This window comes from Stenotrophomonas sp. As-7, assembly GCF_030291015.1.
In the GTDB taxonomy this organism is placed as follows: domain Bacteria; phylum Pseudomonadota; class Gammaproteobacteria; order Xanthomonadales; family Xanthomonadaceae; genus Stenotrophomonas; species Stenotrophomonas lactitubi.
The window spans coordinates 3703414-3729706 of the sequence record NZ_CP127405.1 but is presented as its reverse complement, the minus strand read 5'-3'; the positions used below and the strand labels follow the sequence as shown (position 1 = coordinate 3729706).

Below are 26293 nucleotides of genomic sequence, written 5' to 3'. Positions count from 1 at the left end.
GCCGTTCGCAGCAATCAGAACGTGTAACGCACGCGCCCGTAGTAGTACGCACCGTTGCTGCCGATCGGCGACAGCACGTCGTAGGGCAGGTTGCCGAAGTAGTGGATGTCCTCGTTGGATCGATCCGGGTAGTTGTCGGTCAGGTTCTGCCCACCGATCGCCACGCTCCACTGCGGCGTGATGCGGTATTCCACTTCCGCATCCAGCTGCCATTCGGCCTGGTAGGTCTGACGCGGAATGTAGCCATCACCGAAGTTGAATACGCGTGTCGCGCTGCCGTAGCGGTTCACCCGGCTGCTCAGCGACCAGCGGTCGTTGCTCCAGCTGGCCGCGAAACTGCCACGGGTGCGCGGCGTGGCATCGGTCAGCGTATTGGTCTCTTCGATGCCGAACAGTACGTAGTCCGGGTCGAGTGCCTGCAATTGCGCGGGCGTGGCCAATACGTTCTTCAAGGTGGTCTTGGTGTAGGCGTAGGTGCCGGTCAGCAGCAGCTGGCCATCGCCCAGCGACTGCCGCCAGTTGCTCACCAGCTCGGCGCCGCGGGTGCGCGTGTCGGCGGCGTTGACGAAGAAGCTGGCGCTCTGCAGGCCGCTGACGCCGTAGTTGGCGGCCACGTAGTCGGTCAGCGCATCACCGGTGATGCTCTCCGACAGTGCGATGCGGTCATCGATGTCGATCTGGAAGAAGTCCAGCGACAGGTCGAAGTGCTCGCCGATGCGGCTGGTGAAGCCGAGCGAGGTGTTCAGCGACTTCTCCGGTTTCAGGTCCTGCGCACCCAGGCCACGGGCGATGGGGTTGTTGACCGACAGCAGGCGGCCCTGCACCAGCTGGCCACCGGCGTTGTAGCCGGTGGAGGTGGATTCGTAGCCGATCTGCGCCAGCGACGGCGCGCGGAAATTGTTGGAGATCGCGCCGCGCAGGGCGAATGCGGGGGTGAATTCGTAGCGCAGGCCGAGCTTGCCGGTCAGCTCGCCGCCGAAGTCATCGCTGTGTTCGTAGCGCGCCGCCAGATCGGTGGAGAATTTGTCGCCGAACTGGCTGGACAGGCTGGCGTAGGCGCTGGCCACATCACGCGACAGGGTGGCCGCGTCCTGCGGGGTCAGGCCGCCGCCCGCCTGCGAACCGGTCGGGCGATCGGTGTACGGGCCGGCGGCGTAGCTGGCCGGGTCGCCTGGACGCGTCTGGTAGCGCTCGTGGCGGGCTTCGGCGCCCAGGCCCAGGGTGTGGCTGATGCTGTCGGACTGCGAGAACACGCGGCTCAGATCGACGTTGCCCACGGTCTGCGCGTACTCGTAGTCGGCGGTCTTGAAGCGGGTCGGGCTGGTCGGGCCCAGCGAGGCGTTCAGCGAATCACGCAGGCGGTAGGTGAAGTCGTTCTGGCCGTAATCCAGGCTGCCATCGTAAGCCCATTCGCCCCACTGCCCGCGCACACCGGCCACCGCCTGCACGTCGCGGTTCTCGCCTTCGGAGATCGGCCGGTAGCCGTTGGGGTAGACCTGCTTCCAGTTGGCATCGCCGTCGGGGTAGCGGAAGTAGTTCGCGCCTTCGGTGTCACGCTGGTTGAACGTGCCGAACGCATAGAACGTCGCGGTCTTGCCCACCGGAATCTCGGTGTTCAGCCACAGGTTGATGTCCTTGCTGGCGCCATCACCGAGCACGTAGTTGCGCTTGCCCTGCAGGGCAAGATTGGCCTCGGTCTGGTCCCACGGCGGAATCTGGTCGAAGCCGGCGCGGTTGGTGCCGTTGCGCTTCTTGTATTCCAGGCCCACGCGCAGGAAGCCGCCGTCCTCGCCCAGCGAGGTGCCGACTTTGGCGCTGATGTTGCCGGTCTGGCCATCGGTGAGGGTGCGGCCGATCGGCTTGAGATCGGTGTGGTTGGCGCCGTAGCTGGCTTCGATCTCGCCACCGTCGCCACCGTTGTCGAGGATCACGTTGATCACGCCGGCCACCGCATCGGAGCCATACAGCGCACCGGCGCCATCGCGCAGCACTTCGATGCGCTTGATGGCGCTGACCGGAATCGAATTGAAGTCGACCGGGGTGGTGCCCTTGCCGATCTTGCTGTCGGTGTTGACCAGCGCGGTGTGGTGGCGGCGCTTGCCGTTGATCAGCACCAGCACCTGGTCCGGCGACAGTCCGCGCAACTGCGCGGCGCGCACGTGGTCGGCGCCGCCGGAGTTGGACTGGCGCGGGAAGTTGAACGAGGGCAGCAGGGCCTGCAGGGCGCTGCCGAGCTCGCCATTGACCACGCCGGCCTTGCGGATGTCCTCGGCGGTCAGCACGTCCACCGGCGAAGTGGACTCAAGCACAGTGCGGTCGGCGGCGCGGGTACCGGTGACGATCACCGTGTCCAGGTTGGTGGCGGCGTCCTGGGCCGAAGCCAGGGCGGGGGACAGGGCGAGCGCGATGGCGAGGCCGAGCGGCGACGCGGACAGGCGGGGGGACATGCGGACTCCAGCAGCAACGACGTGGGGAAGGGGCGGGGGAGATAGTTTCACTTACATCCATCCGGATGAAGCGATATATTATCTTGGCGTGAGGAGGTGGTGCGATGCAAGCCCCTTCTCCCATCGCATCACTTCATGCCCTGCCGGCATGAGGGTATTGGTTGCAGCCGCAACCGAGGCGCAGGTGTACCCTCCGTGCCCCTTCGTCGTGCTTTTTCCCCTTCCCGGAGTGCTGTTCCCGATGAAACACCTTGGCCTTGTCTTCGCCGTGCTGCTGGCCACCAGTGGCTGCGCCAGCCTGTCTTCCAAGGCGCCCAGCGCCTATGCCACCACCGCCGACCTGCAGGGCGACGCCGCGCGTCCGTCCAGCGGCCACGGCTGGGTGCGCAGCGAGCTGTACTTCGGCGTGGGCGAGGAGCAGGGCGCCGGTGACCGCCCGCAGGCCGACACCATCAGCGATGCGCAGTGGCGCGCTTTCCTGGACAAGGAAGTGACACCGCGCTTCCCGGATGGGCTGACCGTGTTCGATGCCTACGGCCAGTGGCTGTTCCGTGGCGATGCCTCCCCGAACCGCCTGCGCACCAAGGTGCTGGTGGTGCTGCACGAGGACAGCCCGCAGCGCCGCGCCGACATCGAAGCGATCCGGCTGGCGTGGAAGCAGCAGACCAAGCACCAGTCGGTGCTGTGGTCGCGGCAGCCGGTTGACGTATCGTTCTGACCCAGAGGCGCCACAGTGGCGCTGCAGGGAATGACGATGAAACCCAGGGATGTGCTGTTGGGCGTGATGCTGGCCGGCGTGTTGGTGCCCGTGGCGCAGGCGCAGGATGAGGGCCAGGGCCCGCTGCGGTTTTCGCCGGCAGCGGGTGTGCAGGTGACGGCCGAGGTGCAGGAGGACGGCATGCTTGCCGTGCTGCTGCAGCCGGCCGGGAAGCGCCAGCACTTGCCCGGCGCGCCGGACGCCGATGGCAATTCACGCCTGAGCGCAGAGGATCTCGATTTCGATGGACACCCTGAACTGGTCGCGCGCGCGGCGGTGGGCATGGTCAATGAGGCTGTTGCGGTCTATCGCTTCGACGTGGGCAGCGGTGAATTCCGCGCGCTGAAGGCGGTGACCCATGGACACGATCAGTGCGGTGAACTGATGGGCCTCACTGCCGATGCCGCCACGCGCACGCTGACTGCCAGCTGCCGCAGCGGGCCGATGTGGTACACCGACGTGTATCGCTTCAACGGCCCGCAGCTTTATCTGTATCGCGGTGAGAATGTGCTGATGCTGGGCGATACGCTCAACCAGGCGCTGCGCTGGGAAGAGACCGGAAACCAAGGCCCGCTGGCGGTGTGGCGCACCTATGATCCTGCCGGCAAGGTGCTGGAAAGCGCCATTGGCGACGGGTTGGGCGCACCCGCCAGCAGCGCACCGCTGCGGGGCCTGGACGCCACCGTGGTGCCTGCGCGCCTGTTCCTGTTCGACCGGCCCGGCGCATCAAGCACCAAGCGCTACCTGGTTCAGGGCGATCAGGTGGAGATGCTGGATGAGCAGGATGGTTGGGTGAAGCTGCGTTACCGCACTCCGAAACAGGGCGCGATCGAGGGCTGGATCAACGTCAACGATTGACGGCAGCGCTGCCCGGAGTTTGCACAACAAAGCGATCGGCCTCTTGCCCACGGGAGCATCACTTCACCGGGTCTAGCCTCGGGTTTCCCCCGAACCAGGCTGCAGCACCATGAGCAAGCGCGTTGCCGAGATCGTCGTCGATACATTGCAGCAGGCGGGCGTCCGCCGTTGTTATGGCATCGTCGGCGACACCCTGAACCATGTCACCGACGCACTGCATCGCAGTGAGATCGAGTGGGTGCATGTCCGCCATGAAGAAGTCGCGGCGTTCGCGGCCGGTGCCGATTCGTTGATCAGCGGCCAGCTGACCGCCTGCGCAGGCTCGTGCGGGCCGGGCGGCCTGCACTTCATCAACGGCATCTTCGAGAGCAACCGCAACCGTGCGCCGATGGTGCTGATCGCCAGCCAGGTGGTCACCAGCGAACTCGGCATGGAATTCCCGCAGGAAGTGGATTTCAAGGCGGTGTATGGCAGCTGCACGGTGTTCTGCGAGCAGGTGCACAGCCCGGCGCAGGCGCGCCGCGTGGTGGCGCTGGCCTGCCAGGCGGCCATCAGCCGGCGCGGCGTGGCGGTGGTGATTCTGCCGGCCGATATCAGCGAAGCGGACGTGAAGCACGATGTGCCGTTCTCGGTGCATTACACCCAGCCGGTGCTGCGCCCGTCCGATAGCGAACTGCAGCAGATTGCCGAACTGCTGGGGCAGGGCAAGCGTATCGGCATCTATGCCGGCGCCGGTTGCCAGGGCGCGCATGCGCAGCTGCTGGAACTGGCGCGGCGCCTGCAGGCACCGGTGGCGCACACGTCGCGTGCGAAGGACTTCGTCGAACCGGACAACCCGTACAACATGGGCATGACCGGTGTTTTCGGCATCGAATCCGGATTCCATACGCTGATGGAGTGCGACACGCTGCTGCTGCTCGGCGCGGATTTCGCCTGGGGCCAGTTCTATCCGGACAAGGCCACGATCATCCAGGTCGACCGCGACGGCAGCCACCTCGGTCGTCGCCATCCGGTGAACCTGGGCGTGGTCGGTGATATCGCGCCGACGCTGGATGCGCTGCTGCCGCTGCTGCCTCCTCGCGAAGACAGCAGCTTCCTGGACGAGTGCATCGGGCACCGCGACAAGGCGCTGAAGAAGCGCGAGCAGGAGGAACAGCCGGGTGAAGGCGAGCTGATCCATCCGCAGCACCTGACCGCGCTGCTGTCGAAATACGCTACCGACGATGCACTGTTCACCGCGGACGGTGGCTCGCCGATGGTGTGGGTGCTGCGGCACATCCGGGTGAACGGCAGGCGCCGTACGTTGACCAGCCTGCTGCACGGCACGATGGCCAACGCGATGCCACAGGCGCTGGGTCTGCAGAAGGCGTTTCCGGGAAGGCAGGTGATTTCGCTGTCCGGCGACGGTGGGCTGGCGATGCTGCTGGGCGATCTGCTGACCGCGGTACAGGAGAACCTGCCGATCAAGGTGGTGGTGTTCAACAACGGCTCGCTGAACTTCGTCGAGCTGGAGCAGAAGGTGGAAGGCCTGCTGGACAACTACACCGACCTGAAGAATCCGGACTTCGGGCGGTTGGCCGAGGTGACCGGCTTCCACGGCCGCACGGTGACCCGCAGCGAGGATCTGGAGGAAGCGGTGCAGGATTTCCTGGCCCAGCGTGGGCCGGCCCTGCTGGACGTGCACACCAGTCGCGCGGAGCTGGTGATGCCGCCGCAGATCGAGGCCAAGCAGGTGGCGGGTACGGCGCTGTACGCGGCCAAGGCGGTGCTGAGTGGTCGCATCGACGACGTCAAGCATCTGCTGGTGGACAACTTCCTGAAAAAGTAAGAGGTTGGGTTTTATGCAGGGCTGCGCCCTGCACCTGCAGAGGCAACGGCAACGGCCGAAGCAACAGCAACAGCCGAAGCAACAGCGGGGTATCCGTGGGGTGGCGGGTGGGTCCGGTTGCGGGGGACGCTGCAAGTACGTCCCTGTAAGCTCGGTCGCGCCATCCATGGCGCTCACGCCCCCGCAACCGGACCCACCCCGCCTTCGACAGGCTTCCGCGATCTGTCGGAATGGCATGGCCTGCTTCTGACGGGTGTCGACTGCTTTTGGTGGGTGTCGACCTTGGTCGACACGTCGATCCACGCGATGCGTGGGTGGATTTCTGGGCATATCGACGGATGTGATCTCTGTAGAGCCGGGCCATGCCCGGCTCGCGAGCGAAGCGACCGGCGTCTGCTTTTGATCTTTGATTCTCTTCCGTGGCTGGCGCCCGCAGGAAACTGTCAGGGGCCGGGCGGGTAGGTTGCGCGGGGGTGTCCGCGGCATGGATGCCGCGGCCAAGCCCCCAAGGATGGGTTCACGGCGTCCCCCGCGCAGCCTACCCACCCGGCCCAACAAGGGAAATCGTAGTTCGCGACCAACCACGAGGGGCTCCGCCGTTGGCTGGAACCCATCATTCCACGCGGGAATTGGCGCGCCGGCCCCGCTGGGCCTACCATCGGCGGTCCCCACCCCCACCGCCCCTTCCATGTCCGCTCCCGCTTCCACCGCGCCGCGCCGCTGGTTCGTCGCTGGCGACTTCAACGGCTTCTTCGGCCTGGTCGTCGACAATCTCTCCATCCTCGGCTTCATCGCCATGGCCCTGGTCGGGATGTTCCAGTTCCCCGCCGACGTGGTCTTCGGCCGCATGTTCCCCGGCACCGCCTTGGGCGTGCTGGTCGGCAACCTGCTGTACACCCTGATGGCACGGCGCCTGGCCGCACGTACCGGGCGCGACGACGTCACCGCCATGCCGCTGGGCCTGGATGCGCCGACCAGCATCGGCATGGCACTGCTGGTGCTGGGCCCGGCCTTCCTGGCCTTCAAGCAGCAGGGCCTGGACCCGCATGCCGCTGCCATCGCCACTTGGCAGCTGGGCATGGCCTCGCTGGTCATCATGGGCGTGCTCAAGCTGATCCTGTCCTTCTTCGGCGAAGCAGTGACCCGCGCGCTGCCGCGTGCCGCGCTGCTGGGCTCCATCGCCGGCATCGCACTGGTGCTGATGGGCCTGCTGCCGCTGCTGGAAACCCTGCGCTCGCCGCTGGTCGGCTTCACCACGCTGGGCCTGCTGCTGTACGTGCTGATCGCCAAGGGCAGGCTGCCGGTGCGCGGTCCGGGCGTGCTGCTGGCGTTCGTGTTCGGCACCGTCCTGTATTACGGGCTTGGCCTGGCCGGGCTGGGCGTGCCCGGTTTCCAGATTCCGGCCTGGGTGCCGCCGCAGGTGGTACTGCCGCTGCCGACGCTGGGCTTCATCGAGGGCCTGCCGACCGCGATGACCTACCTGCCGCTGCTGCTGCCGTTCGGCCTGCTGATGGTGGTCGGTGGCATCAACGTCTCCGAGAGCGCGCGCGCGGCCGGCGATGACTACCGCACCCGCGACATCCTGCTGGTGGAAGCGGTGGCCACGCTGGTGGCTGGCGTCTGCGGCGGCGTTGCGCAGACCACCCCGTACATCGGTCAGCCGGCCTACAAGCACATGGGCGCGCGCAGCGGCTACACGCTGCTGACCGGCCTGTTCGTTGGCATCGGCGGCATGCTCGGCATCATTTCCGGGCTGGTGCAGTGGCTGCCGCTGGCGGTGCTGGCGCCGATCATCGTGTACGTGTCGATCGACATCACCACCCAGGCGTTCCAGGCGACGCCGCGCCAGCATGCTGGTGCAATGGTGCTGGGCTTCCTGCCGTCGGCGGCCTACCTGCTGGCGATCAAGGCGCCGGGCTGGATTCCGGCCGAGCAGATGGGGGCATTGCTCACCCACGTCGATGGCCACGGCCTGCCGGAGTTGGCGGTGATCTTCGCGCTGGGCAATGGCTTCATCATCACCTCGATGCTGTGGATCGCCACCGTCGCGGCGATGGTCGATGGCCGCCTGCGCCGCGCCTGCGGCTTCCTGCTGGTGGCGGCGGCGCTCACCCTGTTCGGCCTGATCCATTCGGTGGATCCGCGCGGCGGCATCTACCTGCCGTGGGATCTGCAGGGCCTGGCCCGCGTGATCAGCTGGCAGTTCGCCGGCGCGTATGTGGCCTTGGCCATCCTGCTGGGGCTGCTGTCACTGCAGAAGCAGGCGGTGAAGCCGCTGGCTGAAAACGCCCATTGACCGGTAGCGCCGGGCCATGCCCGGCGTTGGGTTGCGTTGCCGCCGGGCATGGCCCGGCGCTACTTCCCGTCATCCAGTTCCGGGTAATGCCGGAAGATGCCGTTGGTGTTGAAGGCGAGCCGCCGCTCCGAAGCGAGATAGGCGGCAATGCCGGGCCGCTGTTCCACTCGATCCTTCAACGCGCGCAGCAACGGCAACGTGGGCCACAGCGCCTGCATGCGGCGCGGAAACATGTAGTCCAGCCCGCTCAGCAGCTGGAACAGCGACAGATCCACGTAGGAGTGTTCGCGCAGTGGGTGGCGACCACCATTGGCCTTCAGCACCTGCTCGAAGTAGCCGAGGAACTTCGGCAGGCGCTCACCGCGCATCGCTGCTGCACGCGCCCTGGCTTCGGTCTTCTGGTCTTCGTAGTACTTCGACGCGGCGATCGGATGGTGGGTGTCGTGCACCTCGGCCACCAGATCGGCGATGGTCAGCTGCCACTGCAGCGCCTGCATGCGCCGCGAGGCGGCCTGCGGAACCAGGTCGAGTGTCGGGCCGAGGAAATCGAGAATGGCCGCGACCTGTGCGATGACCTGTCGCCCGGCCTTCAGGAACGGTGGCGCGAAAGGTTGCGCACCTTCGCTGTGGCCGTCCAGGAACGGCTGCATCACCGCGTCGCCGTGCACCCGCGCCATGTCGACATAGTCGGCGCCGGCATCTTCCAGCGCCAGCCGCACGAATTCGCCACGGCCCTGGATGCCGGTCCAGTAGTACAGCGCGTACTGCATGAGGCTTCTCCGCAAGACAAGAACAGCAGGGTCGCGCGTACCGCGCAAAGCAGGCGTGAACCACAACGCCAGCGGAACGGGGAGGGAACCCAGCGGAACGAGGGGAGTCACACCTTGTCCATGCAGGTGAAAAGCGAGGTACTGCATCATGCAGAGTGGAAAAGCGGTCTGGCCCTGGGTTCTGGGCGTGGTGGTGGTGGGTGGCGCGGGCACATGGTTGTTCCGCGACCAGTTGCAGGGCCTGGCAGATGGCGTATCGGTGCCGGTGCAATCCGCGCCGACCTCGGCAGGCGCCGCACCGAAGCCTGTTGCTGTCGAAGAGCCCGCACCACCGCCGATCAGGCATCCGCTGGATGCCGAGGCTGCCGCTGACCCGGCGCTGCCGAAGCTCGCTGACAGCGATACCGCTGCCTGGAGCGCATTGAGCCAGCTGTTCAAGGGCGAGGGTGCGTTGACCGTTCTGCTGCGCGATCACCTGATCCAGCGGCTGGTTACCCAGGTCGACAACCTGGACAAGGCCAGTGTGCCGCCTACCGCGCTGGCCGCTCGGCCGCTGCCGGGCAGTCTGCAGGTGGAGCAGGGCGAGGGCGGGGACCGCATCGCTGCGGCCAATGCGGCGCGCTATGCGCCCTACGTGAAGTCCTTCGCTGCGATTGACCCAGCGGCCGCGGCCGATGCCTACAAGCGCTTCTATCCGTTGATCCAGCAGGCCTATGTCGATCTTGGCCGGCCCGACGGCTACTTCAATGATCGCTTGGTGTCAGTCATTGATCATCTGCTGGACACCCCTGAGCTGGCTCAAGCGCCACTGGTTGAGCGCGATGAGCGCGGACGTTACCGCTTCGTCGATTCCACCCTGCAATCGCGCTCGATCGGCCAGAAGGCCTTGCTGCGCATGGACGCGGCGCAGGCGCGGGCGGTCAAGCAGCAGCTGCGGGCGATCCGGGCCGCGATCACCCGTTGACCCCTCCAGTGTGCGGGTGTGCAGTGTGCGGATGTGATCCGGATCAACGCGCCGACCACACCCCGTCCGGCATGCTGGCCGCAGGCTGACTGGCCTTCGAATGCAGTCGCAGCCACCCTTGAAACCGGGTGGGGCAACCGCATCTTTCCAGCATCGCCGGCGCGGCCGGCCAAGATGACCGATGAGGTTTCACAATGCGCATGGACAAGCTCACCTCGCGTTTCCAGCAGGCGCTGGCAGACGCGCAGTCGCTGGCGGTAGGCCGCGACAACAGCATCATTGAACCGGTACATGTTTTCAGTGCCCTGCTGGACCAGCAGGGCGGCAGCACGCGGCCGTTGCTGGCCCAGGCCGGCGTCAACGTGCCGGTGCTGCGCGAGCGCCTGGACGAGGCGCTTGAAGCACTGCCGAAGGTGTCCGGCCAGGCCGGAAACCTGTCGATCGGCAACGATCTCAACCGCCTGCTCAACCATACCGACAAGCTGGCACAGCAGCAGGGCGATGCCTTCATCGCCAGCGAGTGGTTCGTGCTGGCCGCGCTGGAAGACGGCGGCACGCTGGGCATGGCGCTGCGCGCTGCCGGTGCCGACAAGGCGCGCCTGCAGACCGCCATCGACAAGCTGCGTGGCGGCGAGAACGTGCAGTCGGAGAACGCCGAGGAACAGCGGCAGGCGCTGGAGAAGTACACCATCGACCTGACCGCGCGTGCCGAGAGCGGCAAGCTCGACCCGGTGATCGGCCGTGACGAGGAGATCCGCCGCACCATCCAGGTGCTGCAGCGTCGTACCAAGAACAACCCGGTGCTGATCGGCGAACCCGGTGTGGGCAAGACTGCCATCGTCGAAGGCCTGGCCCAGCGCATCATCAACGACGAAGTGCCCGAGGGCCTGCGTGGCAAGCGCGTGCTGTCGCTGGACATGGGCGCGCTGATCGCCGGTGCGAAGTTCCGCGGCGAATTCGAGGAGCGCCTGAAGGGTGTGCTCAACGACCTGGCCAAGAGCGAAGGTCAGATCATCCTGTTCATCGATGAGCTGCACACCATGGTCGGCGCGGGCAAAGCCGATGGTGCGATGGATGCCGGCAACATGCTCAAGCCGGCGCTCGCACGCGGTGAACTGCACTGCGTCGGTGCGACTACGCTGGACGAGTACCGCAAGTACATCGAGAAGGATGCCGCGCTGGAGCGCCGCTTCCAGAAGGTGTTCGTGGGCGAGCCGACGGTGGAGGACACCATCGCGATCCTGCGTGGCCTGAAGGAAAAGTACGCGGTACATCATGGCGTGGAAATCACCGACCCGGCCATCGTCGCTGCGGCCACCCTGTCCAACCGCTACATCACCGACCGCCAGCTGCCGGACAAGGCCATCGACCTGATGGACGAGGCCGCTTCACGCCTGCGCATGGAGATCGACTCCAAGCCGGAAGAACTGGACCGGCTGGAACGCCGCCTGATCCAGCTGAAGATCCAGCGCGAGATGCTGAAGAAGGAAAAGGACGATGCCTCGCGGCAGCGCCTGGCTGACCTGGAAAACGATATCGATGCGCTGGAGCGCGAGTTCTCCGATCTGAACGAGGTCTGGAAGTCGGAGAAGGCCGCGCTGCAGGGCACGACGAAGATCAAGGAGCAGGTCGAGCAGGCCAAGGTCGAACTGGAGTCTGCGCAGCGCCGGCAGGATTTCGCCCGCATGAGCGAGATCCAGTATGGCGTGCTGCCGCAGCTGGAGAAGCAGCTGGCGGCCGCCCAGGAAGTGGAGAACCACGACTTCAAGCTGGTGCAGGACCGCGTCACCGACGAGGAGATCGCCGAAGTCGTCTCGCGTTGGACCGGCATTCCGGTCAACAAGATGCTCGAAGGCGAGCGCGACAAGCTGCTGCGCATGGAAGAGGTGCTGCACAACCGTGTGGTCGGCCAGGAAGAGGCAATCAAGGTGGTGTCCGACGCGGTGCGTCGTTCGCGCGCTGGCTTGTCTGATCCGAATCGACCGGGTGGCTCGTTCCTGTTCCTGGGCCCGACCGGCGTGGGCAAGACCGAACTGTGCAAGTCGCTGGCCGAGTTCCTGTTCGACAGCGCCGACGCGATGATCCGCATCGACATGAGCGAGTTCATGGAGAAGCACAGCGTTGCACGCCTGATCGGTGCGCCCCCGGGCTACGTGGGCTACGAGGAGGGTGGTTACCTCACCGAGGCCGTGCGCCGTCGCCCGTATTCGCTGATCCTGCTGGACGAGGTTGAGAAGGCGCATCCGGATGTGTTCAACATCCTGCTGCAGGTGCTGGACGACGGTCGCCTGACCGACGGCCAGGGCCGCACGGTGGACTTCCGCAACACCGTCATCGTGATGACCTCCAACCTGGGTTCGCACCAGATCCAGGACATGAGTGGCGATGACACGCCGGAGGCCTACACGCAGATGAAGGCGGCGGTGATGGGCGTGGTGCAGGCGCACTTCCGTCCGGAGTTCATCAACCGGCTGGACGACATCGTGGTGTTCCATCCGCTGGACAAGCAGCAGATCAAGCAGATCGCGCGCATCCAGATGCGTGGCCTGGAAAAGCGCTTGGCCGAGCGTGGCCTGAAGCTGGTGGTGTCCGATGCGGCGTTCGATCTGCTCGGCAACGTTGGCTTCGATCCGGTCTACGGTGCGCGTCCGTTGAAGCGTGCGATCCAGGCACAGCTGGAAAACCCGCTGGCACAGAAGATCCTGTCCGGTGCGTTCGTCAACGGCGATACCATCGAAGTGGGCAACGACGGCGGCCATCTGGTGTTCGCCAAGGCCTGAGCCTGAGCCGAACGGGGCGCTGCATGAGTGCAGCGCCCCGTTTCGGTTGCAGCGACCGGCCGCATCCGGCGCTTGCCGGCAATGCTCAGAACCGGTGCGTATACCCGGTCATCAATCCGAACTGGTTTGCCTTCTGCACGATCGGGCTGTCGGCCGCATCGCCCAGCAGTCGGGTGCCTTCCACAGCGATGTACCAGTTGCCGTTGCGACCGGCGCGATGGCTCCATTTCATGCCCAGGCCGGCGCTGACCAGACCGGCCTTGGGCTTGTGCTGGGCGAAACCGGTGCGAGCGGCCTGGTCAGGGCTGACGCCATACCAGGTCTGCATGTAGCCGCGGTTGCCGTAGTCGGTGGATACGCTGCCGCTGACCACGCCACCGGCCAGATCGAACAACGGCATTTCCAGGTTCAGATGGATCTGCTGGGTCGCAAGGCCGTTGTCGCCCTTGTCGTCGTCTTTCAGCGTGTACTGCCAGGAACCGCTCAGCACCGCCTCACCCAGCGTATAGCCAGCCGCCAGGCCGACCAGGGGCCGGGTATCGATATCACCCATGCCACGCAGGAAGTCCGAGCCGCCGAGGATCGAGTTCTTCTCGCGGCGGCTGCCGCTGCCACCGACGTAGGCACGCACGCGGGTGTGTTCGCCGATCGCCGTACCCCAACCCGCACCGCTGGTACCCAGAAACCAGCCGCCCGGTGAGGTCACGTCGAAGGACAGCGTCGGTGCGGCCTGGAATTCCTCGCTGCCGCTGTAACGCGGGGCGACACCACCGCCAGCAGCAAGCTCGAAGGTCCACTGGTCATCCTTGGCATGCGCTGCGGACGTTGCCAACAAGGGCAACAGGGCCAGGCCGAGCAGGGTGGGGAAACGGCGAAGGTGGGACATGGCAACTCTCTGCATTGGGAGGAAGTACAGCGCGCGCATCCGGCGCGTGCTGCAGGGTCGCCAGCGTGGCGGGACGCCGGCGACCAATCCGTCCGCAGTTGTGCGGGAGTTGTAAGCAACTGTAAGCGCGGCCTGCGCCGTTCAGCTGGCAGCCATTGGCCAGTGCATTTCCAGGCGCGCGCCACCGAGGGTCGCGCGTCCCACGCGGAGTTCGCCGTGGTGCCGAACCGCGATGCGCCCGGCGATGGCCAGGCCCAGGCCGAAGCCGCCGGTATCGCGGCTGCGGCTGTCATCCAGGCGGGTGAACGGGCGCAGCACCTTTTCGCGATCACCTTCGGCGATGCCGGGGCCATCGTCATCCACGCGCAGGCAGGCCTTGCCGGCCACGCTGACCAGTGACACCTCCACGCGGGTGCGTGCATAGCGCATCGCGTTGCCGACCAGGTTGCTCAGGGCCAGCTGCAGCAGGCGCGGCTCGGCATCCACGCGTGGCAGCGCACTGGGCCACACCTGCAGCACCAGTCCCGCGCGCTCGGCATCGCGCCGCGCGTCCTCCATGCAGGCCTGCAGCCAATCGTTCGCTTCGATCCGCTGCATGGGCTCGGCATCGTTGGGATGCTCCAGCCGCTCGTACGCCAGCAGCTCGCTGACCAACCGGTTGAGCTCGGCCAGATCGCCATGCAGGCCGGTAGCGAGGTGTGCCCGCCGCGCCGGATCGTTGCTGTCCTGCATCAGGTCCAGGCCGAAGGCCAGGCGTGCGATCGGCGTGCGCAGCTCGTGGGAAATGGCGTGGGTAAGGTCGCGCTGTCGTTGCACCAGTTCGGCCACGCGCGCTGCCATGCGGTTGGAATGCTCGACGATGACCCGGATCTGCGAGCGCGGCGATACCTGCGCACGGGCCTGCAGATCGCCGGCACCGATGCGGTCTGCATGACCCCGCAGCGCCTCCAAGTCGCGCCACAACAGGCGTACCCAGGCATAGAGGCAGGCGCCAACCAGCAGCAGGATGCACAGGTACGCGGCGATGGTCATGTACAGGGTCATCTGCACTTCGCCGGGAAAGCGCAGTTGCAGCCAGCGTCCGTCAGCCCCCTCGATGGGCAGCAGGACCTGCTGGTAGCGCTCACGAACGATGAAGCCATCACCGCGCAGGGCGCTGCGCTCTTCGTCATCCAGTGCCGGCGGCGCATCCAGCAGTGACAGTGCAATGCCGTAGTGCGGTTGCCATTGCGCCACGCGCTGCTGTTGCTGCGGGCGGTCCAGGCCGGCCAGTCCGCTGCGCAGTGCATACACCTGGCCGCGCACCTGTTCGGCGAAGACACGTTCCTGCAGGGGCGTGTAGATGCGGTCCAGCAGATGGTTGAGGCTGAACACCGACACCAGCAGGCAGGCACCGGTAACGAACCACAACCACAGGAACAGGCGCTTCACGCCGACCAGGCCGACGGATTGAACTGGTAGCCACGGCCCCACACGGTCTTGATACGGCGTGGTTCGCGCGCGTCGTCGCCGAGCTTGCGGCGCAGCTTGCCGATGCAGACATCCACGCTGCGGTCCAGGCCGTCGAAACCGATACCGCGCGCCGCCTGCAGGATCTGGTCGCGCGAGAGGATCTGCCCGGGCTGGCTGGCCAGCAGCCAGAGGATCTCGAATTCGGTGGTACCCAGTTCCACCGGCTGCCCATGCAGGTGAACCTCGCGTTGCACGCGATCGATCAGCAGTTCGCCATGCATCAGCCGGCACGGCACGCCCGCAGGGCCGCTGCCATGGCGACGGCGCAGCAGTGCGCGCAGGCGCGCCAGCAGCAGGCGCGGCTCGATCGGCTTGTGCACGTAGTCATCGGCGCCGGACTCCAGGCCCAGCACCTGTTCGATATCGTCCTCGCACGCCGTCAGCATCAGGATCGGCACGTCGGAAAAGCTGCGGATCTGCCGGCACACGTCGATGCCACCGAGGCCAGGCAGCATCAGGTCCAGCACCACCAGTTCCGGCGCGTGCTGGCGACAGGCCGCGCTGCCCAGGTCGCCGCGCGGTACGTGCTGCACGGCAAATCCATGTTCGCGCAGGTAGTCGCTGACCAGCTCGGCCAGGCGGCGGTCGTCCTCGACCAGCAGCACCTGGGTCGGGTTGCCGGTGGCGGGAGTCCACGGGGAGGGCTGCATCGGTAGGGCGTCCTTGTCCGGGGCGAAAGGCCCGGCGGCGAACCCTAGCAATGGCCCATGACGACTGCCTGAATCCCGGGCAACCTGATAACCGCCGGTACTGGCGTCATCGCCAGGGGCTCTCAGTGGCGGTCGAAGGCTGGCCTATGGTGGGCGTTTCCCCGGATGGAGCCTGGCGCAATGAGCGATCCGCAGTGGCAACTGGAAACCCTGGCCGTGCACGGCGGTTATCGTCCCGACCCGACCACCCGCGCGGTGGCGGTGCCGATCTACCAGACCGTGGCCTACGCATTCGATGACACCCAGCACGGGGCGGACCTGTTCGACCTGAAGGTGCAGGGCAACATCTATACGCGCATCATGAACCCCACCACCGATGTGCTGGAGCAGCGCGTGGCGGCGCTGGAAGGGGGCATCGGCGCGTTGGCACTGGCCTCCGGACAGGCGGCGATCACCTATGCGATCCAGACCATTGCCGAGGCCGGCGACAACATCGTTGCCGCCAGCGCGCTGTATGGCGGCAGCCTCAATCTGCTGGCCCACACGCTGCCGCAGTACGGCATCCAGACGCGTTTTGCCGATCCGGCTGACCCATCTGCGTTCGCAGCCCTGATCGACGAGCGCACCAAGGCGGTGTTCGTTGAATCGATCGGCAACCCGCGCGGCAACGTCACCGACATCGCCGCCATCGCCGAGGTCGCGCATGCGGCGGGCGTGCCGCTGATCGTCGACAACACCGTGGCCACGCCGTTCCTGCTGCGCCCGTTCGAACATGGCGCCGATATCGTGGTGCACTCGCTGACCAAGTACCTCGGCGGCCACGGCACCAGTCTGGGCGGGGCGATCGTCGATTCGGGCCGTTTCGACTGGACGGCACAGCCGCAACGCTTTGCCCGCTTGAACCAGCCCGACCCGAGCTATCACGGTGTGGTCTACACCGAAGCGCTCGGCGCGGCGGCCTACATCGGCCGTGCGCGGGTAGTGCCGTTGCGCAATACCGGCGCAGCGTTGTCACCGTTCAATGCCTTCCTGATCCTGCAGGGCATCGAGACCCTGGCCCTGCGCATGGAGCGGATCAATGCCAATGCGCTGGCCGTGGCGGAGTACCTGCGCGCGCATCCGAAGGTGGCGTGGGTGCGTTATGCCGGGTTGCCCGACGACCCCGAACACGCGGCGGCGCAGCGCTATCTGGGCGGCCACGGCTCCGGCGTGCTGACCTTCGGCCTGCCCGGCGGGCGCGTTGCCGGCGCGCGTTTCCTTGATGCACTGAAGCTGTTCACCCGGCTGGTGAACCTGGGGGATGCAAAGTCGCTGGCCACCCATCCAGCGTCGACCACCCATCGCCAGCTGGATGCGGCCGAGCTCGCCAGGGCCGGGGTCAGCGAGGACACCGTGCGCCTGTCGATCGGCATCGAGCACATCGGCGACCTGCGCGCTGACCTGGAACAGGCGTTGGCCGACGCCTGATAGCCGCCGGCTTGGTTGTCATCGCCACAGGCGATCACCACCGCCGTAGGAACGCGCTACGGTAGAGACGCTCTCCAAGGGCGTGGCGATATCATCCCCGGCCGATGCGGGTCGGCCGGGGATTTTTTTGAGGCGCAACCCACCCCGGTAGATCCACGCCATGCGTGGATGAATCTCAATCGAAATCCAATAGTCCGACGACAAGCATCCACGCATGACGTCGATCGACGTGTCGACCAAGGTCGACACCCACCAAGAGCAGGCCATGCGATCCCGGCAGATCGCGGAGATCTGTCGAAGGCGGGGTGGGTCCGGTGGCGGGAGTGTCCGCGGCATGGATGCCGCGGCCAAGCCCCCATGGACGGGTTTACGGCGTCTCCCGCCACCGGACCCACCCCGCCAACCCACAGGAAACCCGCTTTTGCTGTTGCTTCGGCTGTTAGGTTGCCGGCCAGCGGCCGGCACTACCGCGGGTGCAGGGCGCAGCCCTGCCGCACACCCCTCACACCACCGGAATGCTGTGCTGCCCAAGACTGCGATACGGCGGAGTCGCCATCACCATTTCAGCCAGCGAGTAGGCCAGCTCGCGCTCGGCCATCACCGTGCCGTCGGCACCGTGTTCAAGCAGATGCTTCACTTCGGCATCGCTGTGCGCGCGCGCCAGCAGGGTCAGGTTGGGGTTGATCGCACGCAGCTTGGCCAGGGTCTCACCGGCTTCCAGCGGCTGCGGGATCGCCAGCACCGCGATCTTCGCGCGCTCGGGATGGGCCTCGGCCAGCACCTTGTCCGACGCGGCGCTGCCGCGGATGCCGGGCAGGCCCGCCGCATGCGCTTCGGCAACATGTTCCTTGTTGTCGTCGATGATCATCACCGGCACGCCACGGTCGCGCAGCACCTGTGCCAGCGCGCTGCCAACGCGGCCGTAGCCGATGACGATGGCATGGTCGTGCAGGTCCAGCGACGGTCCTGGCGGCAGCTCGGTCTCCACCGCCGTAGGCGTGGTTTCCTGGTGCTTCAGCAGCCAGCGGTCGAGCAGACCGAACACCAGCGGATTGAGCATGATCGAGATCAGCGCGCCGGCCAGCACCAGCGCTTGGCCGGTGGGCGGCAGGATCTTCAGGGTCACGCCGAGGCCGGCGATGATGAAGGCGAACTCGCCGATCTGCGCCAGGCTGGCCGAGATCGTCAATGCGGTGCCGGTCGGGTGGCCGAACGCGCGCACGATGAAGAACGCCGCCGCCGACTTGCCGAACATGATGATGCCGGCGGTGGCCAGCACCTGCCACGGGTGCTCGATCAGAATGCCGGGATTGAACAGCATGCCCACCGAAACGAAGAACAGCACCGCGAATGCATCACGCAGCGGCAGTGAATCGCTGGCCGCCTTGTGGCTGAGTTCGGATTCGTTGAGCAGCATGCCGGCGAAGAACGCGCCCAGCGCGAAGGACACGCCGAACAGCATCGCCGAACCGAACGCCACGCCCAGCGCGATCGCCAGCACCGACAGGGTGAACAGTTCGCGCGAGCCGGTACCGGCGATGCGCTCCAGGATCCACGGAATGACCCGGCGGCCGACCACCAGCATCACTGCAACGAACAGGCCCAGCTGCACGAACGTCCAGCCAATGCTGGCCAGCACGCTGCCGATGGTGTGGTGTTCATTGGCCGCGTCGGGCCCGAACACCCCGGCCATCACCGGCATCATCACCAGTGCCAGCACGCAGGCCAGGTCTTCGACGATCAGCCAGCCGACTGCGATTTTGCCGCGCTGGGTTTCCAGCAGGCGGCGCTCCTCCATCGCGCGCAGCAGCACTACGGTACTGGCCGTGGCCAGCGCGAAACCGAACACCACGCCGTGGATGACCGGCCAACCCATCAATGCCGCCAGGCCCCAGCCGAGCAGGGTCGCGACCAGGATCTGGCCGATGGCACCGGGAATGGCGATGGCCTTGACCGCCATCAGGTCCTTCAGCGAGAAGTGCAGGCCGACGCCGAACATCAGCAGCATCACGCCCAGTTCGGCCAGCTGGTTGGCCAGGGCCTGGTCGGCGACGAAGCCGGGGGTGAACGGGCCTACACAGATGCCAGCAACCAGGTAACCGACCAGAGGAGACAAGCGGAGCTTGTTGGCCAGCGCGCCGAAGATGAAGGCGAGCCCGAGACCAACGGCAACGATGTTGATCAGGTCGGTGTCATGGTGCATCGGCTCTCGCAGAAATCGGGGGGATGCCCCGATTTTCACCGATGCGGCCAGATACGGCAAACCCGCAGGCCATGATTCGTGGCCTGCGGGTGCCCACGCGTTGTTGCCGGCCAGCGGCCGGCACTAGCAGGGCAGCCACCAGGCAGGGCCCGGCACGCCCGCTACCGCTTACCAGTTGTACTTGATCCGCCCGTACACGTACGCGCCATTGAAGCCGAACGGCGAGTAGTTGCTGTACGGCAGCATGCCGAAGGTCGAGTTCTGCAGATCCTCGGTGCGGTCCGGGTACTCGTTCAGCAGGTTGTCGGCACCCACCGTCAGCGTCCAGTTCGCACTCGGCTTGTAGCTGGCCGAAGCATCCAGCACCCACTTGTCGCCGTAGGTCTGGTCACGCGCGGCCGTGGCCGAGTTGCGCACGGTGAACTTGCCGTAGCGGGTTGCCGCCAGGCCCAGCTCCCAATGGTCCGAGCGCCAGGTGCCGCTGAGGATGGTCTTGTCGTGCGGGTAGCTGTCTTCGATGCGGCCGATCTCATCGCGGCCGATCAGCGACTGGGTCAGGCCCAGCGTGCCGAACACCGCCGGCGTGCCGCCCACGCGCTGCACTTCGGTGTCGTTGTAGCTGTACGCCGCGGTCAGTTCCAGGCTGCTGGCGCTGAACGGCACGGTGTAGCTGGACACGAAGTCGACGCCACGGGTGCGGGTGTCCAGGCCATTGGTGAAGTACGAGAACGCGGTGACCTGCGGCAGGCCCAGCCCGGACAGCAGCGCACTGGATGCAGCGTTGGTGGTGATGCTGGACGAAAGCGCGATGCGGTTGTCGATGTCGATCTGGTACGCATCGACGGTGACGTACAGGCGGTCGATCGGCTGCAGTACCAGGCCCAGGCTGTAGGAGGTGGACGTCTCGGCCTTCAGCGGCGAAGCGCCCAGCGCCTGTGCGGCCTGGCTGGTGGTCGGGAAGGTGCCGCGTTCGACGAATACGCCGTTGGTGAACTGGCTGGTCACCGCCTGGTAGCCCTGCTGCGGCAGCGAAGGCGCGCGGAAGCCGCTGGAAGCGGTTGCCCGCAGCGCGACCTTGTCGGTGAACGCGTAGCGCGCCGACAGCTTGCCGGAGAAGCGGTCGCCGAAGTCCGAGTAATCCTCGTAGCGGCCGGTGATGCCGGCCGAGAACTTCTCGGTCAGGTCCGCTTCCAGGCCCGCATAGACCGCGTAGTTGTGGCGGTCGGTGTGCACTTCGTTGGTCGGGGTGAAGCCGCCGAAGCCCTGCGCACCGGTGCCGGTGTAGGAGTTCAGTTCGCCCGGGTTCTGGTCCCACTTCTCGCGACGGTACTCACCGCCGAAGGACAGCGTGACCGGATAGGCCAGGCCCCAGTCCAGCGACTTGGTCAGGTCGGCGTTGAAGATGTCCTGCTGGTACTTCAGCGTGCCGTCGTAGAACGAACGCGGGCTGGTGGCGCCCAGGCTGTAGTTGATGCTGTTGCGGGTGTGGAAATCCAGGGTGTTCTCGCCGTGGTTCAGGCTCAGGTCCCAGGTCCAGCCGTTGTCGGTGTTGCCTTTGACGCCGGCCACCAGCGAGCGGTCCTTGGAGTACTGGTTGATCTGCGGCACGTAGCCGTCCGGGTAGGTCTGCGCCAGCAGCGCGGTCTGCCCACTGTGGTTGCGCGAACGGTAGAACGCGAACGAGGTGATGTCGCGGTTGCTGAGCAGCGCGCTGGCATAGCCGGTCACGTGGTCGCTGAAGTCGTAGCTGGCGTTGACCGAGGCAGCGGTGGCGTCGACCTTCGGGTCGCCGACAATGAAGGTGGTCTGGCCAACGCTGGGGAAGTTGCCGGTGTTCGGCGTGGTGCCGCGGTAGGGACCGGCGCGGTCGCTCTCGTCCTGCTGGCTGATCTGGCCGGCTACGTGCACGCGACCACGGCCGTTGCCGAATTCCACGCCAGTATCGCCGGACAGCTGGTACTTGTTGCCGTCGCCGGCCGAGTACTGGCCGTAGTCGACGGCCAGGCTGCCGCCACTGCCGCTGCCCTTCAGCACGATGTTGATGACGCCGGCGATGGCATCCGAACCGTACTGTGCGGAGGCGCCGTCACGCAGCACCTCGACGCGCTCGATGGCGGCGATCGGAATCGCGTTGATATCCACTGCCGACGAGCCACGGCCGATGCTGCCGTTGACGTTGATCATCGCCGACGTGTGGCGGCGCTTGCCGTTGACCAGCACCAGCACCTGGTCCGGCGACAGGCCGCGCAGCTGTGCAGGGCGCACGCCGCTGGTGCCGTCGGTCAGTGCCGGGCGCGGGAAGTTCAGCGAGGGCAGCGCGCGCGACAGCGCGGTGGCCAGTTCACCGGTACGGGTGGACTGCAGGATCTCGGGGGTGATGATGTCGATCGGCGACTGCGATTCGGCGACCGTGCGGTCTGCCACGCGGGTACCGGTGACGATCACCGTATCCAGGGTGTTGGCGGCGGTGCCGGCCTGCTGGGCGGCGGCAACGAACGGAGAACCACCGAGTGCGACAGCGACTGCGGCGGCGATCAGGCTGGTCTTGCGGGTCATCGGGAGGGGGCTCCGGTTGGCGGGATGGCACCGGAATCGACATCACGGGGGTGAGCGGACGACGGTTGTTGCGGTGCGCAATACAGGAATTAACGGGATATTCAGTGCCTGTCAAATGTCTGTCATCAGAAAAAACGTTGCAGCAGCAACCATTTAGCTGCGACAGGCAGTGACGGGGGAGGGGGCCCGGGAGGCGCGCGGACAGGACGTGGGAGAGAGGAACGTCGCCCGCCGCGCATCCCGGGGCGCGTCAAGTATTCGTTAACGTTAGAATTGCGTCGCAGGAACAGTGCTTACCAGCACATTCCATTCGGTTATATGGACGCCTCCCCCCATGATTTCGCTTCGTAATTTCGCCTTGCGCCGCGGCGAGCGGCTGCTGTTGTCCAATGTCGACCTGACGCTGCACGCCGGTTACCGGGTGGGTGTGGTCGGCCGCAATGGTGCTGGCAAGTCCAGCCTGTTCGCGGCGGTGAAGGGCGAGCTGGAGGCCGACAAGGGTGACGTCGACCTGCCCGGCAAGATCCGCATCGCCAGCGTCGCCCAGGAAACCCCGTCGCTGCCGGACCCGGCGCTGAGCTTCGTGCTGGGCGGCGATATCGAAGTGGCCGCCGTGCTGGCTGCCGAGGCCGAAGCCACCGCCCGCGAAGACTGGGAAGCGGTGGCCGAGGCGCATACGCGCATGGCCGAGCTGAACGCCTACGACGCCGAAGCGCGCGCCGGCAAGCTGCTGCATGGCCTGGGTTTCCCGGCCGAAACGCACCACCGCGCGGTGTCCTCGTTCTCCGGCGGCTGGCGCGTGCGCCTGAACCTGGCCCGCGCGCTGATGATGCCCAGCGACCTGCTGCTGCTCGACGAACCGACCAACCACCTGGATCTGGACGCGGTGTACTGGCTGGAACAGTGGCTGCTGAAGTACCCGGGCACGCTGCTGCTGATCTCGCATGACCGCGAGTTCCTCGACAACGTGGCCACCCACACCCTGCACCTGCACGGTGGCGGCGCCAAGCTTTACCCGGGCGGCTACACCGACTTCGAGCGCCAGCGCGCCGAACAGCTGCGCCAGCAGCAGATCGCGCACGAGAAGGAACAGGCCGAGCGCGCGCATCTGCAGAGCTTCATCGACCGCTTCAAGGCCCAGGCCAGCAAGGCCGCGCAGGCACAGAGCCGGATGAAGCGACTGGCCAAGCTGGCCGGTACCGAAGCAGTGCGCGCCGAGCGCGAGTTCCGCATCGAGTTCGCGCCGCCGGCCAAGCTGCCGTTCTCGCTGATCCGCCTGAACCACGTCGAGGCCGGCTACGGCAGCGACTCGGTGATCCTGCACAACGTGGGTTTCGGCCTGGAAGCGGGCCAGCGCATCGGTCTGCTGGGCCCCAACGGCGCCGGTAAGACAACGCTGGTGAAGACCCTGGTGGGCGAACTGGCACCGATCGCCGGCGAGCGCGCCGCGCATCCGGACCTGCGCATCGGCTACTTCGCCCAGCACACGGTCGAGTCGCTGCATGAAGGCCAGTCGCCGATGGAGCACTTCCGCGACCTGGCCCCGGATGCACCGAACCAGTCGTTCCGCGACTTCCTCGGCAAGTGGAATTTCCCGGGCGACCGTGCCTTTGAACCGGTGGACGGCTTCTCCGGTGGCGAGCGCGCGCGCCTGGCGTTGGCGCTGATCGCCTACCAGCAGCCGAACGTGCTGCTGCTGGACGAACCGACCAACCACCTTGACCTGGAAATGCGCGAAGCGCTGGCCGAAGCCCTGGCCGATTTCGACGGCGCAATCGTGATGGTCTCGCATGATCGCCATCTGATCGGCCTGGTCTGCGACACCTTCTGGCGCGTGGCCGATGGCGTGGTCGAACCGTTCGACGGCGACCTCGACGCGTACGCTGCCTGGCTGCGCACGCGCCCGCAGGCGCAGGGCACCAAGGTACGCATGGAGCAGGTGGAGGAGCCGGTGGTGGTCAAGACCGCACCGGTCGCGCAGATGGTGCAGAAGAAGCCGGTCAACCCGCACAAACTGGCCAGTGCCGAAGCCAAGGTCGCCGAGCTGGAAGGCGTGCTGGCCGAACTGGACCGGCAGCTTGCTGACTCGAGCAACTATGCCGATGCCACGCGCATGGCGGTGCTCGGCCGCGACCGCGAAGCCACCGCCGCGCAGCTGGAAAAGGCCGAAGCGGCCTGGATGGAACTGCTGGAATCCTGATTCCATCGGTAGCGCCGGGCCATGCCCGGCGGCTTTTCCCATCCGCTGCGCTCGCCGGGCATGGCCCGGCGCTACCCGCGGCGCACGTGTTTCATCCCTGCGCCTGCAGCCATTCGCGGAACCGCTTGGCCGGTTCCCGCTCTGCGCGTGAGCGCAGCCGGGTCAGCCAGTAGCGGCCCAGTTCCAGCGTGGTAGCAAACGGTTGCAGCAGCCGGCCCTCGGCCAGGTCCGCCTCGAACATGCGCAATGGCAGCAAGGCCACGCCTGCGCCACCAGCGGCAGCCACGGCCAGCGTCAACGACGAATCGAACACCGGACCGCGTGCTTCCACGCCGTTGGCTCCGGCCATCTGCAGCCACCGTGGCCATTCGTCGCTGCGGTACGAACGCAGCAGCGGCAAGGTCGCCAGGTCGCGCGGATGCTTCAGCCGCCGTGCCAGCGCCGGTGCACACAAGGGTGCGAACGGCGCGTCCAGGATCGCCGTGCAGGTCTGCCCCTGCCAGTCGCCATCACCGAAACGGATCGCCAGGTCCAGGCCTTCCCCGGCCAGATCGATGCGGTTGTTGTGGGTCTGCAGCCGCAGCTCGATATCCGGGTGCGCGGCGTCGAACGCGGCCAGCCGCGGCAGCAGCCAGCCGGTGGCGAAGGTACCGACCACGCCGATCGTCAGCACTTCCCGTGCCGGGCCGCCGGTGTAGCGGGCGATGCTTGCTGAAATGCGTTCGAAGGATTCATTCAGCACCGGGTACAGCGCTGCTCCTTCCTCGGTCAGTGCCACGCCGCGGGGCAGGCGATGGAACAGGCGGACGCCCAGACGGTCTTCCAGCCCGCGTATCTGGTGGCTCAGCGCTGCCTGGCTGACACAGAGTTCCAGAGCAGCCCGGGTGAAGTTCTGGTGCCGGGCAGCGGCTTCGAAGGCGCGCAGCGCATTCAGCGGCAGAGTGGGGTGAAGCATGCGCGAGCCGTGAGCCGGAATGATGGCTGATCGTATCTGGTTGGCGGGTGGCTTTGAAATAGCCGCAAGATGTCTGCGTCATGCATGAATAAACCTAATGCCTCCTCCTGAAAATCCGCGCTGGTAGCCAGCGTTGATGGCCTCCGATAATCGGAATTCGCCCAGGAGAACCCGAATGCTCGCTCGTCGCCGATTCCTGCAGTTCAGTGGCGCTGCCGCCGCTTCCGCGCTCGCCGCACCGCTGCTCGCCCGTGCCGCCACAACAACCATGGCCGCCGCGCCAACCCCTGCCGCCATCGCCGCCGCCAGCGATTTCGCCGCGCTGGAAAAGGCGTGCAGCGGTCGACTCGGCGTGACCCTGCTCGACACCGGCAGGGGGCGTCGCCTCGGCCATCGCCAGGACGAGCGCTTCCCGCTCTGCAGCACCTTCAAGAGCGTGCTGACTGCCACGGTGCTCAAGCAGGCCGAGCGCGATCCGGCCCTGCTGGACCAGCGCCTGCCGGTGCGGGTGCAGGACATCCTCGAGCACGCGCCGGTCACCCGCCGTCACGTCGGCAAGGACCTGACCGTGCGTGACCTGTGCAGGGCTACGTTGATCACCAGCGACAACACCGCCGCCAATCTGTTGTTCGCGGCGATCGGTGGGCCGCCGGCAGTGACCGCGTTCCTGCGCGCCACCGGCGATACGATCACCCGCAGCGATCGCCTGGAGCCGGAACTGAACAGCTTCGCCATCGACGATCCGCGCGACACCACCACCCCGGCAGCCATTGCTGCGACGCTGCAGCGGCTGGTGCTGGGCGATGCACTCAAGCCGGCCTCACGCCAGCAGCTGGCCGACTGGCTGATCGACAACGAAACCGGTGATGCCTGCCTTCGTGCAGGCCTGGGCAAACGCTGGCGGGTGGGCGACAAGACCGGCAGCAATGGTGAAGACGCCCGCAACGACATCGCCGTGTTGTGGCCGGTGCAGGGTGGTTCGCCCTGGATCGTCACGGCCTATCTGCAGGCGGGCGCGATCAGCTTCGAACAGCGCGCGGCTGTGCTTGCGCAGGTCGGTCGCATCGCCGATGGGCTGATCGGCTGAGCGCAGCAGCTGTGCATGGATGTGGCAGGGCAGGGGCTGATTTTCAGCAATGTTCTACTTGTCCCGCCGCGCGCAGG

Annotated in this window: 17 protein-coding genes; 9 read left to right on the top strand and 8 right to left on the bottom strand. The window is 66.5% G+C overall.

What is annotated here, in order from left to right; translation table 11 throughout:
- Positions 1-14: 14 nt before the first annotated feature.
- Positions 15-2447, bottom strand: a complete 2433-nt coding sequence (locus QP457_RS17075; RefSeq protein ID WP_205406015.1) for a TonB-dependent receptor — start codon at positions 2445-2447, stop codon at positions 15-17.
- Between the two features lie 241 nt (positions 2448-2688).
- Here QP457_RS17075 and QP457_RS17070 point away from each other — a divergent pair, with 241 nt between their 5' ends.
- The 4 genes from QP457_RS17070 to QP457_RS17055 all read left to right on the top strand — a co-directional run bounded on the left by QP457_RS17070 (position 2689) and on the right by QP457_RS17055 (position 8186).
- Positions 2689-3165, top strand: coding sequence for a DUF3574 domain-containing protein (locus QP457_RS17070; protein WP_191078236.1), 477 nt, complete (start codon positions 2689-2691; stop codon positions 3163-3165).
- A gap of 36 nt (positions 3166-3201) precedes the next feature.
- The gene (locus QP457_RS17065) at positions 3202-4062 is read left to right on the top strand and encodes an SH3 domain-containing protein (RefSeq protein WP_205406014.1); all 861 of its coding nucleotides are present in this window, start codon (positions 3202-3204) and stop codon (positions 4060-4062) included.
- Between the two features lie 109 nt (positions 4063-4171).
- Positions 4172-5890: a thiamine pyrophosphate-dependent enzyme gene (locus tag QP457_RS17060; RefSeq protein WP_205406013.1), complete on the top strand. Its 1719-nt coding sequence runs from the start codon at positions 4172-4174 to the stop codon at positions 5888-5890.
- Between the two features lie 688 nt (positions 5891-6578).
- Positions 6579-8186 carry a hypothetical protein gene (locus QP457_RS17055; RefSeq protein ID WP_205406012.1) on the top strand — a complete coding sequence of 536 codons (1608 nt, stop codon included), beginning with the start codon at positions 6579-6581 and terminating at the stop codon, positions 8184-8186.
- 59 nt (positions 8187-8245) lie between these two features.
- Here the strand turns inward: QP457_RS17055 and QP457_RS17050 are convergent, their stop codons facing one another.
- Positions 8246-8956: a glutathione S-transferase gene (locus QP457_RS17050; RefSeq protein WP_205406011.1), complete on the bottom strand. Its 711-nt coding sequence runs from the start codon at positions 8954-8956 to the stop codon at positions 8246-8248.
- Between the two features lie 148 nt (positions 8957-9104).
- Between QP457_RS17050 and QP457_RS17045 the strand changes: the two genes are divergently transcribed.
- On the top strand, positions 9105-9920 hold the full coding sequence (locus QP457_RS17045) for a DUF3014 domain-containing protein (RefSeq protein WP_205406010.1): 816 nt from the start codon (positions 9105-9107) through the stop codon (positions 9918-9920).
- Positions 9921-10114: 194 nt separating this feature from the next.
- On the top strand, positions 10115-12700 hold the full coding sequence (gene clpB / locus QP457_RS17040) for an ATP-dependent chaperone ClpB (RefSeq protein ID WP_180165702.1): 2586 nt from the start codon (positions 10115-10117) through the stop codon (positions 12698-12700).
- A gap of 85 nt (positions 12701-12785) precedes the next feature.
- Here clpB and QP457_RS17035 read toward each other — a convergent pair whose 3' ends face one another.
- The 3 genes from QP457_RS17035 to QP457_RS17025 form a co-directional block, all read right to left on the bottom strand.
- Positions 12786-13586: a MipA/OmpV family protein gene (locus QP457_RS17035; protein ID WP_180165700.1), complete on the bottom strand. Its 801-nt coding sequence runs from the start codon at positions 13584-13586 to the stop codon at positions 12786-12788.
- 141 nt (positions 13587-13727) lie between these two features.
- The gene (locus tag QP457_RS17030; RefSeq protein WP_205406009.1) at positions 13728-15017 is read right to left on the bottom strand and encodes an ATP-binding protein; all 1290 of its coding nucleotides are present in this window, start codon (positions 15015-15017) and stop codon (positions 13728-13730) included.
- Complete coding sequence (locus tag QP457_RS17025; protein ID WP_205406008.1) at positions 15014-15748, bottom strand: response regulator transcription factor; 735 nt, start codon at positions 15746-15748, stop codon at positions 15014-15016. The genes QP457_RS17030 and QP457_RS17025 overlap by 4 nt, the downstream gene beginning before the upstream one ends.
- Before the next feature lie 180 nt (positions 15749-15928).
- Between QP457_RS17025 and QP457_RS17020 the strand changes: the two genes are divergently transcribed.
- Entirely contained in the window at positions 15929-17215 is a 1287-nt protein-coding gene (locus tag QP457_RS17020) for an aminotransferase class V-fold PLP-dependent enzyme (RefSeq protein ID WP_180165694.1), read from the top strand.
- Positions 17216-17717: 502 nt separating this feature from the next.
- On the opposite strand, the gene ybaL is transcribed toward QP457_RS17020, so the two are convergent.
- Together ybaL and QP457_RS17010 are read right to left on the bottom strand one after the other, a co-directional pair.
- On the bottom strand, positions 17718-19418 hold the full coding sequence (gene ybaL, locus QP457_RS17015; RefSeq protein ID WP_099820893.1) for a YbaL family putative K(+) efflux transporter: 1701 nt from the start codon (positions 19416-19418) through the stop codon (positions 17718-17720).
- 168 nt (positions 19419-19586) lie between these two features.
- A complete protein-coding gene (locus tag QP457_RS17010; RefSeq protein WP_205407026.1) occupies positions 19587-21974 on the bottom strand; it encodes a TonB-dependent receptor in 2388 nt (795 codons plus the stop codon).
- Positions 21975-22308: 334 nt separating this feature from the next.
- Here QP457_RS17010 and QP457_RS17005 point away from each other — a divergent pair, with 334 nt between their 5' ends.
- A complete protein-coding gene (locus QP457_RS17005; RefSeq protein ID WP_191078226.1) occupies positions 22309-24174 on the top strand; it encodes an ABC-F family ATP-binding cassette domain-containing protein in 1866 nt (621 codons plus the stop codon).
- 91 nt (positions 24175-24265) lie between these two features.
- Here QP457_RS17005 and ampR read toward each other — a convergent pair whose 3' ends face one another.
- The gene (gene ampR, locus QP457_RS17000; RefSeq protein WP_100553357.1) at positions 24266-25129 is read right to left on the bottom strand and encodes a LysR family transcriptional regulator AmpR; all 864 of its coding nucleotides are present in this window, start codon (positions 25127-25129) and stop codon (positions 24266-24268) included.
- A gap of 175 nt (positions 25130-25304) precedes the next feature.
- On the opposite strand from ampR, the gene blaL2 reads away from it, so the two are divergent.
- On the top strand, positions 25305-26216 hold the full coding sequence (gene blaL2, locus QP457_RS16995) for a L2 family extended-spectrum class A beta-lactamase (protein ID WP_205406262.1): 912 nt from the start codon (positions 25305-25307) through the stop codon (positions 26214-26216).
- Positions 26217-26293: the final 77 nt, after the last annotated feature.

Coding starts and splice junctions, on each gene's coding strand:
- QP457_RS17075 (WP_205406015.1), bottom strand. CDS start 2,447: ATGTCCCCCCGCCTGTCCGCGTCGCCGCTCGGCCTCGCCATCGCGCTC.
- QP457_RS17070 (WP_191078236.1), top strand. CDS start 2,689: ATGAAACACCTTGGCCTTGTCTTCGCCGTGCTGCTGGCCACCAGTGGC.
- QP457_RS17065 (WP_205406014.1), top strand. CDS start 3,202: ATGAAACCCAGGGATGTGCTGTTGGGCGTGATGCTGGCCGGCGTGTTG.
- QP457_RS17060 (WP_205406013.1), top strand. CDS start 4,172: ATGAGCAAGCGCGTTGCCGAGATCGTCGTCGATACATTGCAGCAGGCG.
- QP457_RS17055 (WP_205406012.1), top strand. CDS start 6,579: ATGTCCGCTCCCGCTTCCACCGCGCCGCGCCGCTGGTTCGTCGCTGGC.
- QP457_RS17050 (WP_205406011.1), bottom strand. CDS start 8,956: ATGCAGTACGCGCTGTACTACTGGACCGGCATCCAGGGCCGTGGCGAA.
- QP457_RS17045 (WP_205406010.1), top strand. CDS start 9,105: ATGCAGAGTGGAAAAGCGGTCTGGCCCTGGGTTCTGGGCGTGGTGGTG.
- clpB (WP_180165702.1), top strand. CDS start 10,115: ATGCGCATGGACAAGCTCACCTCGCGTTTCCAGCAGGCGCTGGCAGAC.
- QP457_RS17035 (WP_180165700.1), bottom strand. CDS start 13,586: ATGTCCCACCTTCGCCGTTTCCCCACCCTGCTCGGCCTGGCCCTGTTG.
- QP457_RS17025 (WP_205406008.1), bottom strand. CDS start 15,748: ATGCAGCCCTCCCCGTGGACTCCCGCCACCGGCAACCCGACCCAGGTG.
- QP457_RS17020 (WP_180165694.1), top strand. CDS start 15,929: ATGAGCGATCCGCAGTGGCAACTGGAAACCCTGGCCGTGCACGGCGGT.
- ybaL (WP_099820893.1), bottom strand. CDS start 19,418: ATGCACCATGACACCGACCTGATCAACATCGTTGCCGTTGGTCTCGGG.
- QP457_RS17010 (WP_205407026.1), bottom strand. CDS start 21,974: ATGACCCGCAAGACCAGCCTGATCGCCGCCGCAGTCGCTGTCGCACTC.
- QP457_RS17005 (WP_191078226.1), top strand. CDS start 22,309: ATGATTTCGCTTCGTAATTTCGCCTTGCGCCGCGGCGAGCGGCTGCTG.
- ampR (WP_100553357.1), bottom strand. CDS start 25,129: ATGCTTCACCCCACTCTGCCGCTGAATGCGCTGCGCGCCTTCGAAGCC.
- blaL2 (WP_205406262.1), top strand. CDS start 25,305: ATGCTCGCTCGTCGCCGATTCCTGCAGTTCAGTGGCGCTGCCGCCGCT.